Origin of the sequence: Corynebacterium sp. HMSC036D02 (assembly GCF_001836165.1) — a bacterium.
Lineage (GTDB): Bacteria > Actinomycetota > Actinomycetes > Mycobacteriales > Mycobacteriaceae > Corynebacterium.
The window spans coordinates 102,936-120,874 of the sequence record NZ_KV827705.1; the positions used below are offsets into that span (position 1 = coordinate 102,936).

General features: G+C 56.7%; 13 protein-coding genes. 4 read left to right on the forward strand and 9 right to left on the reverse strand.

What is annotated here, in order from left to right:
• Nucleotides 1–3 precede the first annotated feature (3 nt).
• Genes HMPREF2743_RS10525 through HMPREF2743_RS10540 form a run of 4 tightly spaced genes read right to left on the reverse strand, consistent with a single transcriptional unit; the run spans nt 4 to nt 2,559 of the window.
• Complete coding sequence (locus HMPREF2743_RS10525; protein WP_070526153.1) at nt 4–453, reverse strand: deoxyribose-phosphate aldolase; 450 nt, start codon at nt 451–453, stop codon at nt 4–6.
• Nucleotides 453–743, reverse strand: coding sequence for a DUF2516 family protein (locus HMPREF2743_RS10530; protein WP_070526155.1), 291 nt, complete (start codon nt 741–743; stop codon nt 453–455). Before HMPREF2743_RS10530 ends, HMPREF2743_RS10525 begins: the two co-directional genes overlap by 1 nt.
• Nucleotides 744–756: 13 nt before the next feature.
• Entirely contained in the window at nt 757–1,209 is a 453-nt protein-coding gene (locus tag HMPREF2743_RS10535; RefSeq protein WP_070526157.1) for a CGLAU_01105 family protein, read from the reverse strand.
• 15 nt (nt 1,210–1,224) lie between these two features.
• Nucleotides 1,225–2,559 (reverse strand): DUF445 domain-containing protein, encoded by a 1,335-nt coding sequence (locus tag HMPREF2743_RS10540; protein ID WP_070526159.1) that lies wholly within the window; start codon nt 2,557–2,559, stop codon nt 1,225–1,227.
• 224 nt (nt 2,560–2,783) lie between these two features.
• Between HMPREF2743_RS10540 and HMPREF2743_RS10545 the strand changes: the two genes are divergently transcribed.
• From HMPREF2743_RS10545 to HMPREF2743_RS10555, 3 genes are read left to right on the forward strand one after another with little or no spacing between them, the layout of a single operon-like run.
• Nucleotides 2,784–4,784 (forward strand): type I restriction-modification system subunit M, encoded by a 2,001-nt coding sequence (locus tag HMPREF2743_RS10545; RefSeq protein WP_070744531.1) that lies wholly within the window; start codon nt 2,784–2,786, stop codon nt 4,782–4,784.
• Entirely contained in the window at nt 4,777–5,982 is a 1,206-nt protein-coding gene (locus HMPREF2743_RS10550) for a restriction endonuclease subunit S (RefSeq protein ID WP_070527632.1), read from the forward strand. Before HMPREF2743_RS10545 ends, HMPREF2743_RS10550 begins: the two co-directional genes overlap by 8 nt.
• Nucleotides 5,983–5,984: 2 nt before the next feature.
• Nucleotides 5,985–9,524, forward strand: coding sequence for a type I restriction endonuclease subunit R (locus tag HMPREF2743_RS10555; RefSeq protein ID WP_070818782.1), 3,540 nt, complete (start codon nt 5,985–5,987; stop codon nt 9,522–9,524).
• Nucleotides 9,525–9,796: 272 nt separating this feature from the next.
• Here HMPREF2743_RS10555 and HMPREF2743_RS10560 read toward each other — a convergent pair whose 3' ends face one another.
• The 4 genes from HMPREF2743_RS10560 to HMPREF2743_RS10575 are packed head-to-tail and all read right to left on the reverse strand — an operon-like array spanning nt 9,797 to nt 13,757.
• Nucleotides 9,797–10,168, reverse strand: coding sequence for a hypothetical protein (locus HMPREF2743_RS10560; RefSeq protein WP_070818783.1), 372 nt, complete (start codon nt 10,166–10,168; stop codon nt 9,797–9,799).
• 47 nt (nt 10,169–10,215) lie between these two features.
• On the reverse strand, nt 10,216–10,965 hold the full coding sequence (locus tag HMPREF2743_RS10565) for a succinate dehydrogenase/fumarate reductase iron-sulfur subunit (protein WP_070527635.1): 750 nt from the start codon (nt 10,963–10,965) through the stop codon (nt 10,216–10,218).
• Nucleotides 10,965–12,986, reverse strand: coding sequence for a fumarate reductase/succinate dehydrogenase flavoprotein subunit (locus tag HMPREF2743_RS10570; protein ID WP_070527638.1), 2,022 nt, complete (start codon nt 12,984–12,986; stop codon nt 10,965–10,967). Before HMPREF2743_RS10570 ends, HMPREF2743_RS10565 begins: the two co-directional genes overlap by 1 nt.
• A gap of 15 nt (nt 12,987–13,001) precedes the next feature.
• Nucleotides 13,002–13,757 (reverse strand): succinate dehydrogenase cytochrome b subunit, encoded by a 756-nt coding sequence (locus HMPREF2743_RS10575; RefSeq protein ID WP_070527644.1) that lies wholly within the window; start codon nt 13,755–13,757, stop codon nt 13,002–13,004.
• Nucleotides 13,758–14,159: 402 nt separating this feature from the next.
• On the opposite strand from HMPREF2743_RS10575, the gene ramB reads away from it, so the two are divergent.
• On the forward strand, nt 14,160–15,566 hold the full coding sequence (gene ramB / locus HMPREF2743_RS10580) for an acetate metabolism transcriptional regulator RamB (protein WP_070818784.1): 1,407 nt from the start codon (nt 14,160–14,162) through the stop codon (nt 15,564–15,566).
• A gap of 500 nt (nt 15,567–16,066) precedes the next feature.
• Here the strand turns inward: ramB and lpdA are convergent, their stop codons facing one another.
• Nucleotides 16,067–17,479 (reverse strand): dihydrolipoyl dehydrogenase, encoded by a 1,413-nt coding sequence (gene lpdA / locus HMPREF2743_RS10585; RefSeq protein ID WP_070818785.1) that lies wholly within the window; start codon nt 17,477–17,479, stop codon nt 16,067–16,069.
• Between the last annotated feature and the right edge of the window lie 460 nt (nt 17,480–17,939).

Below are 17,939 nucleotides of genomic sequence, written 5' to 3' on the forward strand. Positions count from 1 at the left end.
GAGTTAGAGGCTCTCTATGGCAAGTTGCGTATCCAAGGGTTCGTCGTCTGAAACGACGGACCCCGGATCCACCAGGCACTGATAGCCCGCCTGCTCGGCAGCACGCACATACTCCGGCAACGGCAGAGCCGAATGCTCAGGAAGAATGAGCCCCAAGCGCACGGGCAGCGGGCAGGCCTCGCGGAGGGTGACGAGCTCTGAGAGGAGCGAGGTGGCATCCCCTAGCAGTGCATCCACCGCGACCCACACCTCCGCGGCACCAGACTGAACTGCCAGCCGCGCCTCCGCCGCCTTCACCAACGAGTGGTGGCGCCCGGTGGGATAACCGGCAACGGCAATGACGTGCTCGGCGCCCTCAGCGGCAAGCACATGATGCGGGGAGACCAACACTCGCTGTTGCCCCGCCGACTGGGTTCGCACCTCTTCCACGGAGGCCTCAAGCAGATTCAGCATTAGTAGGAATAATCGCCGTTGATGATGGCCTTGAGCTGCGGGCGCACATCGAACCAGTACACGCCGGTGATGATGGCACCAATCCAGCTAACAAATGGCAGCGGCAGGTTCATCACCAGGGCGGAACCAAAGAGCAGCCCCACCCATACCCACTTGTTCTGGCGGTCACCGGCGCGGAAAGCATCCTCCCGCGTCATCGCCGCTAGGACAGCACCGATGAGGGCAAAGAGGGATACCGCCATAAAGATGTAGTGCGGTATCGACGCAATAATGTTTAAAAAAGTGTGCATCAAGAAAGACTAACTAGTTCTCGTCAACTACTTCGCCGTCAATGACATCATCATTCGGCTTCGGGGCATAAGGGTTGCGTGGGCTCTGCGGCTGCTGGGCATGCTTGCCCTCCGCGCGCTGCTCCTTGGCGTTGTTGATAGCGCCCTGCACACCCTCACGGGTCTCGGTGAAGGCGGTGTTGAAATCCTCACGGGCCTTCTCAAAAGACTCCGAGTTGCGGGTCTCACGCGCTGCGGAGGACACGGACTCCCCCAGGTTCTTCGCCGTGGAGGTCACGCGGTCGAAGAAGGACTCTTCCTTCGCGGTGCCATCACCCATGCCCGCCGCATCGGCGGCGCGGGCAATGCGATCCGCCTGCGCACTCTGGGCCTGGTTCTGGCGCTCTTCCTTGAAACGGCCACCAAAATCCTTGGCCACATCAAAAGCAGAGGAACCGGCATTCTTGATTGAGTCAAATACGGACATGGTCGTCACTCCTTGTTAGACGCCAAAAAGCAGATGATTAACAGTGTAGATAACCAACCCAGCCAGTGCACCCACGACCGTGCCGTTCAGGCGAATGAACTGCAGGTCCTTGCCCACCATGAGCTCGATGTTCTCGGAAGCCTCCTGGGCATCCCAGCGCTTAATGGTCTCTGGAATAATCGCGATGATCTCCGGTGCAAACTTCTCCACCGCGTAGCGCGCGGCCTTATCCACCAGCTCGTTGGCCTGGGTCAGGAACTCCGAATCCTCTAGCAGACGGTGCGCCAATTCCTTCACCTTGGCGGTGATCTTCTGGCGCAAGAAGGACTCCGGGTCGGTGAGCTGTTCAATGAGCGTGGAGGAGACCGTCGCCCACATTGCCGCCGGGGCCTTCTGCGCCTGATCGGAGGCCAGCATCTCCTGCTTGATTCCCTCGATTCGCCCGCGCATGTCCTCATCCCACTGCAGGTCCGAAGCCAGCTTCGACAGGTTGCGGCGAATGGCCAGGCGGGCTTCGTGGTTGCCGTTGCGGCGGACCTCATCGGCGAATTCCACGAGCTCGGCGTAGACCTTCTCCCCCACCATCTCGCGGGCAAAGCGCGGCGCCCAGCCGGGCATGCGCTCATCGATGGCGGTGACCACGGTGGATTCCATTCCGAGGATCTTGCCGTGTGCCCAGTCAATCAGGTCATCCTCCAGCGGCCGCGCCTTGCCTTCGGCGATATAGCCCTCCAGCAGACGGCCCAGCGGCGGACCCCACTCCGGCTCTGCCAGACGGTCCATGACCTGGGTGCGGATGAACTGCTCCGCCTCCGCCGGGTCTAGGTCCGCGACCACGCTGGCTGCGCGCTCACCAATCCACGCGGAGACCTCCTCCGCCCGACCAGGCTCCACGCCCTGGCGCGCCAGCCACAGCGGTATCTCTGCCTCCCGCACCTTGGCGCTGAGTGCATCCGCGGTGAGGAAGTTCTCCTCAACGAAGTCCTTGAGCGCATCACCCACGCGGTCCTTGTTGTTGGGGATGAGCGCGGTGTGCGGGATGGGCAGCCCCATGGGCCGGCGGAACAGCGCGGTCACTGCGAACCAGTCCGCCAGTCCACCGACCATTCCTGCCTCCGCTGCCGCGCGCACGTAGCCCACCCAGACGGGAGCCCCGCTTGCCGACGCCTGCCACCACGAGCACCCCAGAAAGATCACCGCCGCAGCAATCAGGAAGGACAGCGCAATCGCCTTCCAGCGGCGCAGGTCCGCCCGGCGCGCCTCCTGGTTTCCTGGCTGCGGCACAAACGACGTCTGCGACGCCGACGTTTCCCGAGCCGGCTCAAGCCCTGCGTCTGCGCGGTGCGTCATGGGTGGTTCTCCTTGGGGTGTCAAAGACGAAGTGAAGCTTCGTTCTCTAACACTAGTGCGCATAGGAGACACACTCGGCCGCCGCATCAGTACTCGCAACGAATTCGCCCTGAAGCCCTAACCCGCATGCTGGAAACACCAGGTATGGCGTTCTGAGGACAACGAACTGTGAAACAATCAAAGAATTAGTAGATAGAACAATTCACACGAATTGGTAATGCTTTATGTCTAGTACTTCAGAAATTCTCAATTCTATTACGCCGAAACAAAACTCCAAGGTCAACAGCCTTAATGCTGCAATCTGGCAGACTGCCGATGACTACCTACGCCTTATCGTCCCCGCGGAAAATTACGGTGATTACATCATCCCGTTCACAGTGCTCCGCCGACTCGAAGGACGCTTGGAATCCACCAAACAGGGCGTACTTGACCTCGTTCACCGTGAGAACGCGAAGGGGACAGACCCCGCAATCGTCGCCCTCAAGATCGAGAACCTGTTCAAACTCCGCTTCTGGAACACATCTGAACTGTCACTAGAGCGCTTGGCAACGTCAGATGACGCTCTCAAGCCAGGATTGAAGCAATATCTCAACACCTTCTCCCCGAACATTCTTGAGGTTTGGGATGCGTTCGAGTTTGACAAACTCATCGATTTCCTCGACCGCAATAATCAACTGTGGAATGTGGTTAACCATTTCGCATCCATCGACATGTCTGATGAAGCGCTCCAGGACCAGACGATGGGTGACATCTTTGAGAACCTGATGTACCGCTCCTTCGCCCGCAAAGCGAAAGATGCCGGTGAGTTCTACACCCCACGCGATGCGATCCGTCTGATGACTTCCATCTTGTTTACCTCAGATGACACCGAGTTAGAGGAAGACGGCATTATCCGTTCCGTCTATGACCCAACTGCCGGTACATGCGGCATGTTGATCGCTGCTCGTGACGCGCTTCGTGCAATCAACCCAGGCATTGAGGTTGTTATTGCCGGACAGGAGTTGAAGGAAGCTTCCTTCGCAATGGGCAAGTCCGACCTGCTCATGCAGGGTTTTAAAGACCCAGAGGTGCTCAAGTTCGGTAACTCACTGACTAACGATCAATACGCCGGTGACACGTTCGACTACATCATGGCGAACCCTCCCTACGGCACATCCTGGAAGGCGTTCCAAAAGGACGTTAAGAAACTGCAAGACCAGGGCGATCCCCGTTTTGCTGAAGGTCTACCCGCTGTCAGTGACGGACAGATGCTGTTTTTGATGCACATCGCGCACAAACTTGCGCCGGCTGATGGAGCCACGAAGGGCGGGCGGGCTGCTGTTGTTACAAACGGCTCCCCACTTTTTACGGGTGATGCCGAATCCGGCCCGGACAGCATCCGCAAATACCTCATCGGTGCACAAGGCGGGACTGAAGTTCTTGACGCGATTATTGCGCTACCAAATGACATGTTCTACAACACCGGCATTGCCACCTACGTCTGGATTTTGGACCAGAACAAGGAACCGCGTCGCCGTGGCAAGATCCAGTTCATCGACGCGACCGATATTTGTGCTCCGATGCGTAAGAACATGGGACAAAAGCGGGTCGAATTTTCAGAAGACAATATCCGCGAGATTACGAAGATTTACAAGGATTTCGCGGAATCCGAGCACTCCCTCATCGTCACCGCTGATGAGCTCACGTACCGGGACGTACCGATGTTTAAGGTGGCGCACTACGCCGTAAACGTGACTGACGAGACCGTTTCAGAAGCCATGAAGCACAAGTCCGCTTTTCCAGAACACGAAAACGTCATCCGCGAGATGCAGGGACGCGATTACAACGATCTGCCAAAAGCGCTGAAGGCTTCCGCCAAGTCGCACGGGGTGAAAATGGGCGCGCCACTGCTTCGCCACATCATGAAATCATTGGCTGCGGAAGATGAGAACGCGCCCGCATCCCTGGACGAGAAGGGGAATCCGGTTGTAGATACATCTTCGAAGGTGATTGAGCGCGTGCCGTACCTAGAAGACGTATCCGAGCACATGGAGCGTGAAGTGTTGCCGTTCGTACCAGATATGCAGTGGGATGAGTCCTTAGCGAAGGTGGGAACGGAACTGCCACTGACCCGTTTGTTCTACAAACCGGAAGAGTCGCGCTCCTTGGAAGAGTTGGACGCAGATATTGCTGCCTCCCTGGAACGTATTTACGCAATGTTTGGGGAGGTACGTTCAGATGACTGAGTTCCAGCCAAGCAAGTTGGGGTTAATCTCCGCAATCTTGCAATCGAATGTCGATAAGAAATCAAAGCCGGATGAACCCGCTGTCGAACTGTGCAATTACACGGACGTTTACTACAACGACACAATCACAGCGGATTTAGCTTTCATGAAAGCAACCGCTTCCCCGGATCAGATTGAGAGGCTCCGGTTGTCCGAGGGTGATGTCATTATCACAAAGGACTCCGAAACAGCGGATGATATCGGCATCCCTGCATACGTAGATTCAACTCATGATTCGCTCGTCTGTGGTTATCACTTGACAATTCTTCGTGCTCATCCCCAAAAAGCTTTCCCAAAGTTTCTCTACTATTCGATGCTCACTAGGGAGACCGGCGAATACTGGGAAAAGCGAGCAAACGGAGTTACTCGTGTCTCGATTCCCCAGCAAGTAGTTTCGTCATTGACAATTCCACTTCCCAATCTCGAGACCCAGCACCGTATCGCGGATTACCTCGATAAGGAAATCAGCGAGATGGACGCGATGATCGAAGAGTTCAAGGAGCTGGTCCGGAATCTCCGTGCTAGAAAGCCAATGCTAATCGACAACCTCCTTGCGGGTTTCCCGGTCGCACCATTAGCACTTTCCTGGAAGGTAGTCGATTGCCTTCACATTACAGCTCCTTTTATTGACAGTGGTAAAAACTATTTGGTGAGTATTGAGCAACTCGGTTCCGAGGATCTCATCTTGGATGGTGCAAATCGAACAGATAGCGGTACCTTCTCGAACTTGCGGGAGGGCGAACGAAAGCCCTCCCCAGGTGACGTGATCATGAGTCGAAATGCAAGTGTTGGAAAATCATCAATTGTAAAGGAGTCTGACCCACCAATTGCGTTAGGGCAGGATGTGGTGATTTTCAAAAACAACGAAAAGAACGACTCTCGTCTACTGTTTTACTTTCTGCAATCCAATGCACTTAAGCAAACAGTCGATATGAATACAGTAGGTTCCACTCTGAAGCGGATAAATGTGAGTTCCATCAAATCTCTTCCTTATCCGGTTCTGGCTTTAGAAGTGCAGCAGTCGATCGCTGATCGATTGCGACGAGAAACCTCCAAAATGGACTCCCTCATCGAGGAATCCACTCGACTCATCGAGAACCTGAAAGCACGTAAGACAGCTCTGATCACTGAAGTCGTTACCGGGCGAAAAGAGGTCTAATCATGGTGAACCCAGTCCACGAAGAAGCAATGGAAGAGACTATCTGTCGAGCCCTCAATAACCAAGGCTGGATTTGGAATAAGGGAGACAACGACAAGGGTTTCTCCCCCGAACTGGGATTGTTTCCTGAAGACGTGCTCCACTGGCTGAAAGCCCAGTACCCCGAGAAATATGAGCGGGCTATCCCGCCGACTGCGAACGACGCGGAACGTCAGTCCCGCGAACGCCGACTGCTCAATCGCCTGAAAAAAGAGCTCGATTCCACTCCGCTGTTGGACGGAATCAGTAAAAAAGTCAATGGTGGACTTCTCGGCACTTTGCGAGATGGTTTCTCATTCACCCAGACGGATCTTGGCACCGTCAATTTCCCGGACATGGCGGGATTCTTCCCTTACGACCCGGCGAAAACGGACGTTATCGAGAAGGCGAAAGACAACCGCCTACGTGTGCTCCAACAAGTACACTTCGAAAAAGGTGACGGTAATGAAATTGACCTTGTTTTGTTGGTCAATGGAATTCCCGTCATCACGATGGAACTCAAGACAGACAACACTCAAACCATCGATGATGCTGTTCGTCAGTACAGGCAGGATCGTAAACCGAATAAGGCGAAGCGCCCGCTGCTCAACCCTGGACGCTGCCTTGTCCACTTCGCGGTGTCTTCTCGCGAGGTCTTGATGACCACCGAGTTGAAGGGTGCGGAAACGGTTTTCCTCCCGTTCAACCAGGGAACCGAAGAAGGGCGCGCGGGCAACCCCGACAACCCGAAAGGCTATAACGTTTCCTATCTCTGGGAATGGGTCTGCTCGCCGGATCTACTGTTGCGCATCCTAAAGGATTACGCGCTGTGGGAGCCGTCCTCGAAAGGAAATGAAGGACGCTTAATCTTCCCGCGTTTCCACCAGTTGCGCTCTGTAGAGCGAGTCACCGCCGATGTTGTCGCAAACGGAACAGGCAAGCGCTATCTCATTCAGCACTCTGCTGGTTCTGGAAAGACAAAAACAATTGCGTGGATGGCGCACCGCGCGAACAAGATGATCCACACGGACGGCACGAAACTGTTTGATTGTGTCATCGTCGTGACTGACCGCACTGTACTGGATAAAAACGTCGCTGATGGGCTTTCGCTACTCCAGGCTTCCGAGGGCATGGTCATCAACATCACCAACGATGCCACGTCCAAGTCGGAGAAACTCAATCATTATCTAACCCAGGGCAAACGAATTTTATCTTGTACGCTGCAAACCTTCCCCGCGCTGGCGCAGACGATTGATCGTTCTCCGAAATTGCGGAACCGCCGCTGGCTGGTGATTATCGATGAAGCACATTCATCCCAGCACGGTAAGGCATCGCGCACGCTTTTAGAGACGCTTTCGGATACGCCTGATGAGATCGCGAACGCAGCGTCGCGAGCCGCTGCGGCTTCCGAAACTAGCGAAGATTCGTCGATGGTAGACGCGTCCCACAATGACGCACTTACCCCACCCCAGCCAGCCAAGCTTAGCCGCGCCGAAAAAGACAAACTCCAGCAACAACGCGACTCTGCTGTGGCGCGTTCTTCCAATATCACCATAGTGGCGCTCACCGCCACACCGAAAGCAAGAACTCTTGCGGTGTTTGGTGAACCCGAACCGGATAACCCGGACAAGCGCGTGGCATTTGATCTCTATTCCATGGCGCAGGCAATCGATGAACACTTCATTCTGGATGTGCTCCAGAACTACATTTCGCTGAACCTGTACGCCAGGATTGAGGACAAGCTCGGGCGCGAAGATGAGGTCAATCTTGGTGAAGCCAAGTCCGCTCTCAAGCAGTTCGTTCGCTCCCACGAGAAGTCCATCCATTCCAAGGCACAAGTTGCCGTCGAACACTTCCACAACAACGTGCGCAGCCTGCTTGGGTCCACAGCCAAAGCAATGGTGGTCTGCGATGACCGTATGAGCGCATACAGCTGGTTTAGAGCGGTGCAAGACGTAATCCAGGCTGACCCGAAGTATCGAGGGCTTGAAGCACTCGTGGCGTTTTCCGGATCGTTGAATGTTTCGAAAGATCCGGACGTGGAAGAACTTGTCACCGAATTCTCGCTCAATAATGAGAACGCGCCTGAGGGTAAACGCCGCATGGAGACCACCAAGATGTTTGATGGTGAGTCCTACAAATTCTTGATCGTGGCGAATAAGTATCAAACTGGATTTGATGAACCACGTCTTTCCGCCATGTACGTGGATAAGCCACTATCTGGGGTCATGGCGGTACAGACGCTATCTCGACTGAACCGCACACTTCCGGTGAAGAAGAAATCCAAGACCTACGTGGTCGATTTCATCAATGACCCCGAGACAATCCTGCACGCATTCCAGCCGTACTACTCACAAGCGTCTATCGACACTGACGTTGATCCCAACGTGCTCAGCGATTTGGCTCGGATTCTGGATACCTCGCAATTCTATGACGTGAGAGAAATGGAAGCCCTCGCCAACGTGGTCATGGACCCGGGTGTGGACGTGAAGAAGAAGGACAGCCTCATCCGTATCGGTATTGACCCCGTTGTGACGCGCTGGACGGATTTCTATCTAGATGCTCTCTTCACTCGAAACAAGGAGAATGAAGCCGTAGCGACGGATTTTCGCGCCAACTTGGTCAAGTACGTTCACGCTTGGGATTTCTTAAGCCAGTTCATTGACTTCCAGGATGTGCGTTTACATAAACGTGCGATCTTCGCTGATCTCCTCGTTCGCAACCTCAAGCTAGGTAAGAAGGAACGCGTGGACGATTACGTCACCGGCGTGGATGTTGTCGCCACAGCGGTGACTGGGGATTTGGATAAATCAGCAAATTTGGAGCTCAAAACTGAGGATTCTCGTGCACCATTGCCGGTGCCTGGGTTCGACGGGCGTGTGTCTACCGGTGGCGCGGCTGATCCGTTACAAGGGGCGTTTCGCCAAGCAGTGGAACAGGTCAATGAGTTGTTCGCTGCTGCTGGGATCGACATGTCAAACTCGGCGAATACCCGCATGGTCCACGGCGTATGGGAGGCACTCGCCAAGGACGATGAAGTAGAAGTACTCGCCACAAAGAATCCGATGGAAGCACTCGCGAAATCTCCGAAAATGCGCGATAAGGTACTCACTGCAGTCTTAGGCGCGGGCGCTGACAGTGATAAGTTCACCAACCTGATTCTTGGTGGTGAGGACGCGCTGAGTGTGTTGACTGCCGCTATGGCACGCTTGGCGGTGGCTGCCATGGAGGATAAGGCGGATGGTATTGCGCTGCCAGATGAAAGTCTGGTCAATGAGCCAGTATCCGCAACAGATGCATTTCAACATGCTCGTCGTATCCAGGATCTGCTTGACGTGATGTTAATGCACGCGGGCAATTCACAAGTTGAAGACCAATTTGCGCAGGTGCTAGACGCCGCCCTTGTCTCGCGCGGAAGCTCTAATGTTTTTGAGGTCGTCCGTACAGAGTTCATGGAACGGTCACTGCCTGTGGACGGAAACTTCTATCAAAGCGTGGTGATGTACGCCGTGGAAAACTACTAACCAAACAACTAGGCCCTAAATACGTCAGACTGAGAACTCCCTTCCCTTCATCGTGGAAGGGAAGCGGGAAACGTCGCCAAGCGCCGGCGCCCGCTCTGGCGCCCCTTTGCCTCCCATTCTCCTGCCCCTCACCTCCCCCACTCGGGCCGCCGCTCAGGCCCAAACGCCAACAACCCCCACCTCCTCACATGGTCTCCCATGTGCCTGTTTGGAGGTAGGGGTTGTGGTGGTGTCAGTACAGAAACTTAGGCGTTCAACGTCCTAGGAGGTGCCTAGTTGATGCGGCCGGTTTCCTTGCGGTACTGGCGGTAGTAGCGGCGGCCATACTTGACGGAGCCGACGGCGAGGATGGCAACAACGACGAGCGCGATAGCGCCGACGATGATGTTGATTTGGTAGTCAGCACCGGCGGTGCCCTGCGGGTAGAGCCACGTACCGAGGCCCCAAATGAGGATGCCGGCTGCCGGCAGCATCGAGAGGACCAAGCCCATGCCTACCCAGGTGGAGGTGCGCAGCAAAGAAGAGTGCGGTGCACCGTAAGAAACGGGGTCATATCCCTCGATGTAGGAGTCCTGAATCTTACCGGAGAACTCCGGGTAGGTCTCGCTGTGGTGATCAGCAACTGCCGGGTTGAGGTCGCTCATGGCTGAAACTTTCTCTCGTTCCTGTTAATCCTGTGAATGACTATAGCTTAGTCGTCCTTGCCGCGGAAAGCAGCACGTGCACGTTCGCGGGTAACCGCAGAAACCGCGGTCAGCGGCACACCAGCCGGGCACACGTCGGCGCACTCGCCGTAGAGCGAGCAGTGGCCGAAGTTCTGCTCCAGATCGTCCACCATGTTGCGTGCGCGGCGGCCACGCTCTTCCTTGCCCAGCGGCATGAGGGAGAGGTGAACCAGCTTGGCGCCGGTGAACAGGTGAGCAGCACCGTTCGGGCAGGATGCCACACAGGCACCGCAGCCGATGCAGGCAGCGTGGTCCAGAGCGTACTCGGAGGTCTCGTGGTTGACGTGCAGAGTGTCAGCGTCCGGAGCGGTACCCGCATCCATGGACACGTAGCCGCCCTGCTCCATGACGTGGTCCAGCTTGGCGCGGTCCACGATCATGTCCTTGATGACCGGGTAGGCAGCAGAGCGGAAAGGCTCCAGCTTGATGGTGTCGCCATCCTTGAACTGGAAGAGGCGCTGCTGGCAGGCCGGGGTGTTCTGTCCCGGGCCGTGTGGACGGCCATTGACCAGGAGGCCACAGGTACCGCAGATACCCTCACGGCAGTCGGAAGCGAATGCGAACGGCTCCTTGCCGGCCTCAATGAGGCCGTCGTTGACGTGGTCGAGCAACTCCAGGATGGACATCTGCTCGGCGGCGTCGTCAACCTGCACGGTTTCGAACTTGCCTTCTTGCGTCGGTCCGGCTTGACGCCAGATCTCAAGTGTCAGTTTCATTACTTGTAGTTCCTTGTCATCAGCGGGATCGAATCAAAGTACAGCGGCTCAGCGTGGCGGATGAACTCGCCCTCAGCGGCGCCCGGCTCCCATGCGGAAACGAAGCACCAGTTCTCGTCATCACGCTCGGCCTCGCCGTCCTCGGAGAGGTGGTCATCACGGAAGTGAGCACCACAGGACTCGTCGCGGTCAAGGGCGTCAATACACATGAGCTCGCCCAGGTCGATGTAGTCAGCAACACGCAGACCGTACTCGAGAACCTGGTTCATGTCGTTGGCGTCGCCAGTAATGCGGACGTTAGCCCAGAATTCCTTGCGCAGTGCGCGTACCTTCTCGATGGCAACCTTGAGGTCCTCGACGTTACGGGACACGCCACAACCCCAGTAGAGGATGTCACCCAGCTGGCGGTGGTAGTACGCCGGGCCGTGCGGATCCTGACCCTGGATGGACATGAGGCGGTCGATGCGAGCCTGTGCGCGAGCGACAGTCTCGTTGGCCTCTGCCGAGTCCTCAGCCAGCTTGGCCTCACCCAGGTGGTGAGCCAGGTAGTTCGGGATGGTGAACGGCAGGGTAAACCAGCCATCAACGGAAGCGGACAGCAGGGAGTTAGCACCCAGGCGGTTCGCACCGTGGTAGGTCCAGGAGCACTCACCGGCGGCGAAGAGGCCGTCGATGGTGGTCATCTCGTTGAAGTCCGTCCACAGGCCACCCATGGTGAAGTGGCAGGTCGGAGCGATACGCATCGGGGTCTCATAAGCGGACTCACCAATGGCCTCTTCGTACATTTCGATGAGGTTGGAATAGCGCTCGCGGATCTTGTCCTTGCCCAGGCGCTCGATGGCGTCGCGGAAGTCCAGGTACACGGAGTTGTGCAGCGGACCAACGCCCAGACCCTTGTTGATCTGCTGGGAGATGGCGCGGGAAGCCACGTCACGCGGGACGAGGTTACCGAAGGCCGGGTAGCGGCGCTCCAGGAAGTAATCGCGCTCCTCTTCCGGAATCTCGTTGGCAGGACGGTCATCCTTCTCCTTGATCGGAGACCAGATGCGGCCGTCGTTACGCAGCGACTCGGACATGAGGATGGTCTTGGACTGCCACTCGGAGTTCACCGGCAGGCCAGTCGGGTGGAACTGGATGAATGCCGGGGAAGCCAGGTAAGCACCGTTCTCGTACGCACGCATCATGGCGCCGGCATTCGAGTTCTTGGCCAGCGTGGACATGTGGTAGACGTTGCCGTAACCACCGGTACCGAGGATAACTGCGTGGCCGGTGAAGGCCTTGAGCTCGCCGGTGATGAGGTTACGGGTCACGATGCCGCCGGCGCGCTTCTTGTCACCGTCGGTGTAGGTGATGATGTCCTGCAGGTCGTGGTGAGCGAAGAGCTCCACGTTGCCCAGGCCAATCTGGCGGTAGAGCGCAGACGTGGTGGACAGCTGCAGCTGCTGACCTGTTTGGCCACGGGTGTAGTAGGTACGGGAGACCTGCACGCCACCGAAGGAACGGGTAGCCAGGGTGCCGCCGTACTCGCGAGCGAACGGAGCGCCAATGGCGTTCATGTGGTCGATGACGCGGATGGACTCATAAGCCAAGCGCCAGCAGTCGGACTCGCGGCAGCGGTAGTCGCCGCCCTTGACGGTGTCCTTGGTGTGGCGGTAAGCGGAGTCGTTATCCACCTTCTTGTGGCGAGAGGAGTTCACACCACCCTGCGCAGCAATGGAGTGCGCACGGCGCGGAGAGTCGTGGTAGGTGAAGACCTTCACCTTGTAGCCCAGCTCGCCGAGAGCAGCCGCCGCGGAACCAGCAGCCAGGCCGGTGCCGACGACGATAATTTCGAACTTACGGCGGTTCAGCGGGGAGACCAGCTCCATGTGGTCCTTCTGGTAGCTCCACATGTCCTTCATCGGGACGCCGTGCGGCTCGTTGGACTCCAGAATGCGGCCCGGCTTAACGCCCGGGACGATGGACTGCGGGTGCGAGAAGTTCGGGTGCTCGCGCTTGAGTTCAGTATTCGCGTTAGTCATGGGTTCAAAACTCCTTTAGCTGACCCAGCCCAGGGCGACGGACAACGGCATAACGATGTTTGCCAGGCACACGACGGCCGGGACGATGTACGCCAGGATGACAAATACCTCGCGCCACTTAGCACCGGTGATGCCCAGGTCGGAAGCCGCAAGGCGGATACCGTGGGTCAGGTGCAGGAAGAGGCAGAGCATGGCAACGATGTAGATGATGGTCACCGGCCAGCGGGAGAAGGTAGCGATCATGTTGGCCTTCACTTCACCATGAGCGAAAGTCTCCGGAGCGATCGGCTGGACACCCATCGTCAGATCCAGAAGGTGGAAGACGATGAACAGGAGCAGCACGACGCCGGTCACCAGCATGGTCTTCGTAGCGAAGGAATCCATGCCGCCCATCAGGTTGGTGCGCTTGAACTTACCGCGGGATGCCTTGGAGCGAGCGGTCAGTGCGAAGGCACCGTAAATGTGGGCGATCACGCAAGCCAGCAAAACGATGCGGATGATCCACAGAAGGTGACCGCTCGGAATCAGCGGGTCACCCATGCTGCGCAGGAATGCACCGTAGGCATCGAGGGCTTCCTGGCCGTCATGAGCCGGCAGGTAAAGCTTCAAGTTGCCGGCCATGTGCCCCACGACGAAGAGCGCGAAGAACAAACCGGTAATTGCCATCGTCAGTTTCAAAGCCCAGGACGGAATTCCTGGCTTAGGACGAATCGTTTCATTAGTAATACGGCCGTGAGCGAGGGCTTCACGGTCAGGATTTTTTACAGACATGACACCTCCATAGTCGTCCTTACCTTACGCAGAACTTCACGCTGACCACTAGTTATCTCTTTGCTTTGCGCACCCCTTCCCCCTCCTATGGCCCACCGAAAGATTCAAGATAAGGCAAGGATCACCTTAGGTGGTCTATCCCTTTTACCGCTCTACCTTGATCACTTCCCTTTACGCAATATTGACCTTGCGAAAACATTTCGCGGTTGAGACTTTTGTCACAGGGTGTGGCGCGAGTGACGACCCTACCCCTTTAGGTGTCAAACTTTCGCTTGGTATCCACCCTTCATTGCCCGCCCAGCACCCTGCCAACACCCCCACTTCGCAGCGGAGTTAAAATACTTCACACATTCCTTGCAAAAATATTGTTATGAGTGAAAGGCACTAGGTAATCTAGCTCACATGAGCAAGACATACGTAGGTTCGCGCCTGCGCCAGCTGCGCCGCGAACGTGATCTCAGCCAAGCTTCCCTCGCCGCTACGCTGGGACTTTCAGCGAGCTACGTCAACCAGATTGAGCATGACGTGCGCCCGCTTACCGTCCCGGTCTTGCTGAAAATCACTGAAGCATTTGGCGTTGATGCCACGTTCTTCTCCCGCGATGATGACTCACGCCTGCTGGCAGAAATCCAGGATGTCGTACAAGACCAGGAAATCTGCCCCTCCCCCGTGGAACTTCAGGAATTGTCCGAGTTGGTTTATAACCACCCCACCGTCGCCCGCACGCTCGTGGATATCCACCGTCGCTACCGCAACATTCGTGACAAGCTTTCACTTGCCACCGACACCCGCCGCTCGGATGGCAGCCAGGCGCTATCCATGCCGCACGACGAGGTTCGGGATTTCTTCTATGCCCGGCAGAATTACCTCGATGAATTGGATATCCATGCGGAGGGGATCGCCGCGGAGCTCGGCGTCACCCCCTTCCACATCCGCGATATTGAGCAGGCACTGAATGACAGGCTCACATCCCAGCACGGCGTGGAGATTCTCACCACCGACCGCATGGATGGCACGCTGCACCGCTTTGACAAGGACAGCGGTACTCTTCGCCTGGCCAGCCGTTTGAGCGTGGGCCAGCGTGCCTTCCGCATGGCAGCCGAGCTGGGATTCCTGGAAGCGGGTGGGCTTATTGGCGGCTTCGTGGACGAAGAACCCTTCACCTCAGATGCTTCAATCAACTTGGCCAAGCGGGGAATCGCCAACTACTACGCCGCAGCCACCCTGTTGCCTTATAGCCTCATCCATAGTGAGGCGGAGCAATCCGGGTATGACGTGGAGTACCTCTGTAACGTGTTCGGCGTGGGCTATGAAACGATTGCTTCCCGCCTTTCCACGCTGCAGCGCCCCAACAAGCGCGGCATCCCCTTTACCTTTGTGAGGGTGGACCGCGCGGGCAACATGTCCAAGCGTCAGTCAGCCACGGGCGTGCACTTTTCCAACTCCGGCGGCACCTGCCCGCTGTGGAATGTCTACGAGTCCTTCTCACGCCCCAACACCATTTCCCGCCAGCTGGCGCAGATGCCGGATGGGCGCAATTACCTCTGGGTTTCACGCACGGTGAGCTACCCGCAGGGCCGTTTCGGGGATACCAACAAGCTCTTCTCCATCGGCTTGGGCTGCGAGGCCCGCCACGCCAATCGCACTGTCTACGCCCAAGGGCTTAACCTCGATACCCTTTCTGCCGCGACGCCGATTGGCGCCGGCTGCCGCACCTGCCCGCGCCAGAACTGTGCACAGCGAGCTTTCCCCGCCATCAACGAGCAGTTGGTCATTGATGCCCACCGCTCCGCGGTTGCGCCGTACTAACTCTGCCCTTACGGCACGAACGGTAGGGGCAACCCAAAAGGAAAGCTTTTAGACCACAAATAACATTTTTATTGCCTTTTGCGGGGAGCGCTCTCCAGTGTTGGGATGAATTTTTCCGGCGGGCGAATCTCCTCTAGGAGTCCTTGTTACACATCTTGTGCTGGGTGTTTAAGCTCCTGGCAGCTCACACACATTGCTCTTAAAAAGCTTTAGCATGATTTTGTCTATCAAATTTCATAGATTTTCCAGGGTCGCATCTCTTATAATGGAACATGACCGATATCCCCTATCGAAAGGATCACTATCATGAGCAGCTACCTTAACGGTTTCCTTGGCCAGGTTCAGGGCCTTCTCGTAACCATCGTTAATGCACCGTTCGCTCTGTCCTCCAAGCTCCTCGGCTAAAGACAGGAGCGTTTCGGCGCTAAAACCAACTCTCCCCCTCAAACCCTTTCTGGGATTGAGGGGGAGAGTTCTTGTTTTGGCTTTTCGCCTTGAACTTAGAGGTTGATCATGTGGCCGCCGATACCCTCGGCTGCTTCCTTCATAGCCTCGGACAGGGTCGGGTGCGTGTGAACATTGCGTCCGATCTCCTCAGCGGTGAGATCGAAGCGCTGCGCCAGGGTCAGCTCCGGCAACAGCTCGGAAACGTTGGAGCCCACCATGTGTCCACCAATGAGCTCACCGAACTCACCGTCAGCGATGAGCTTGACGAAGCCTGCGGTCTCATTCAGACCAGCTGCCTTACCATTAGCGGAGAACGGGAAGGTGGCAACCTTGATGTCGCGGTCAGCGAACTTCTCGCGAGCCTGCTCCTCGGTGTAGCCGAAGGAGGCAACCTGCGGATTGCAGAAGGTAGCGCGCGGCATGTTCATGTAGTCACCCAGCAGCTGGGTCTCAGCGCCGGCAATGACCTCAGCGGCCACAACACCTTGCGCCTCAGCCACGTGTGCGAGCTGTAGCTTCGCAGTGACGTCACCGATGGCGTAAATGCCTTCAACATTGGTGCGCATGTAGTCATCGATAGCGATGGCACCGCGCTCAGTGAGCTCGACACCGGTGTTCTCCAGGCCGAAGCCCTCGGTGCGCGGGGCAAAGCCGATGGAGACCATGCAGCGGTCCACGGTCAGAGTATCGGTCTTGGAGCCATCCTTGGACTCAACCTCAACGGTGACGTTGTCGCCGTTGTCCTTAATGGCGGTGGTCTTGTAACCAGTCAGGAGCTTCACACCAAGCTTCTTGTATTCCTTGGCAATGGCCTTAGAGACATCCTTGTCCTCGTTCGGCAGGACGCGGTCCATGAACTCCACGATGGTCACGTCCACGCCATAGTTGGCCAGAACATAAGCAAACTCCATACCGATAGCGCCTGCGCCAACGATGACCATGGAATCTGGGGCCTCATCGTTGAGAATCTGCTCCTCGAAGGACACGATGTTGCCGCCGATTTCCACGCCCGGAAGGGAGCGGACGACGGAGCCGGTGGCGATAATGCAGTTATCAAAGGTAACGGTCTTACCCTTGTCATCACCCTCAGTAATCTCGATGGTCTTGGCGTCTTTGAAGGAGCCTAGGCCATTGATCTCCGTGATCTTGTTCTTCTTCATCAGGTAGTGCACGCCCTTGACGATGCCCTCCGAAACCTTGCGGGAGCGCTTGTGCGCAACACCGAAGTCGAAAGAAACATCGCCGGAAATACCAAAGGCCTTTGCCTCATGGTTGAAGGTGTGTGCAACCTCAGCGTTCTTAAGAAGAGCCTTGGACGGGATGCAGCCCACATTGAGGCAGACACCACCCCAGTACTGCTTCTCAATAACGGCAACCTTCTTGCCCAGCTGGGCAGCGCGGATGGCGGACACGTAGCCGCCGGGGCCCGCGCCGAGTACTACAACGTCAAAATGTTCATTAGTCACGTTCTACAGGATACGTAACTTTAGGCTCGCTGTCCCACCACCCCCGCACCTATTCCCACAGGACGTTTATAGCCCTTCTGATGCGGCCTAACACATGGAGCGCAGCCCGGCATAAATAAACCCCCAACCCCCAATGAAGGGGATTAGGGGAAAGAAAGCGGGGCACTACCCCCGCAGACTTCTTAGAACAGACCCCAGTCCAGGGCAGCCTTCGAGGACGTGGAGGAACCGAAGTGAGCGATCTGGCCCAACACCTGGTTGATGGAAACGAGGATGGTGTCAAAAAAGTTCATTCTTCTTCTTTCTGTTGGTATGTGAGCGGCGTGAGCGACTTCACGCGGCGCCCCTCCCGCGAGGTCACAGCGATGCAGGCAGCCGCCGCCAAAAGCGGTCTCGGTACCTAGCTCCACTAACGAACGAGATGGTCGTTACGTTACATAACCCAGGAATTGGCGCGGAA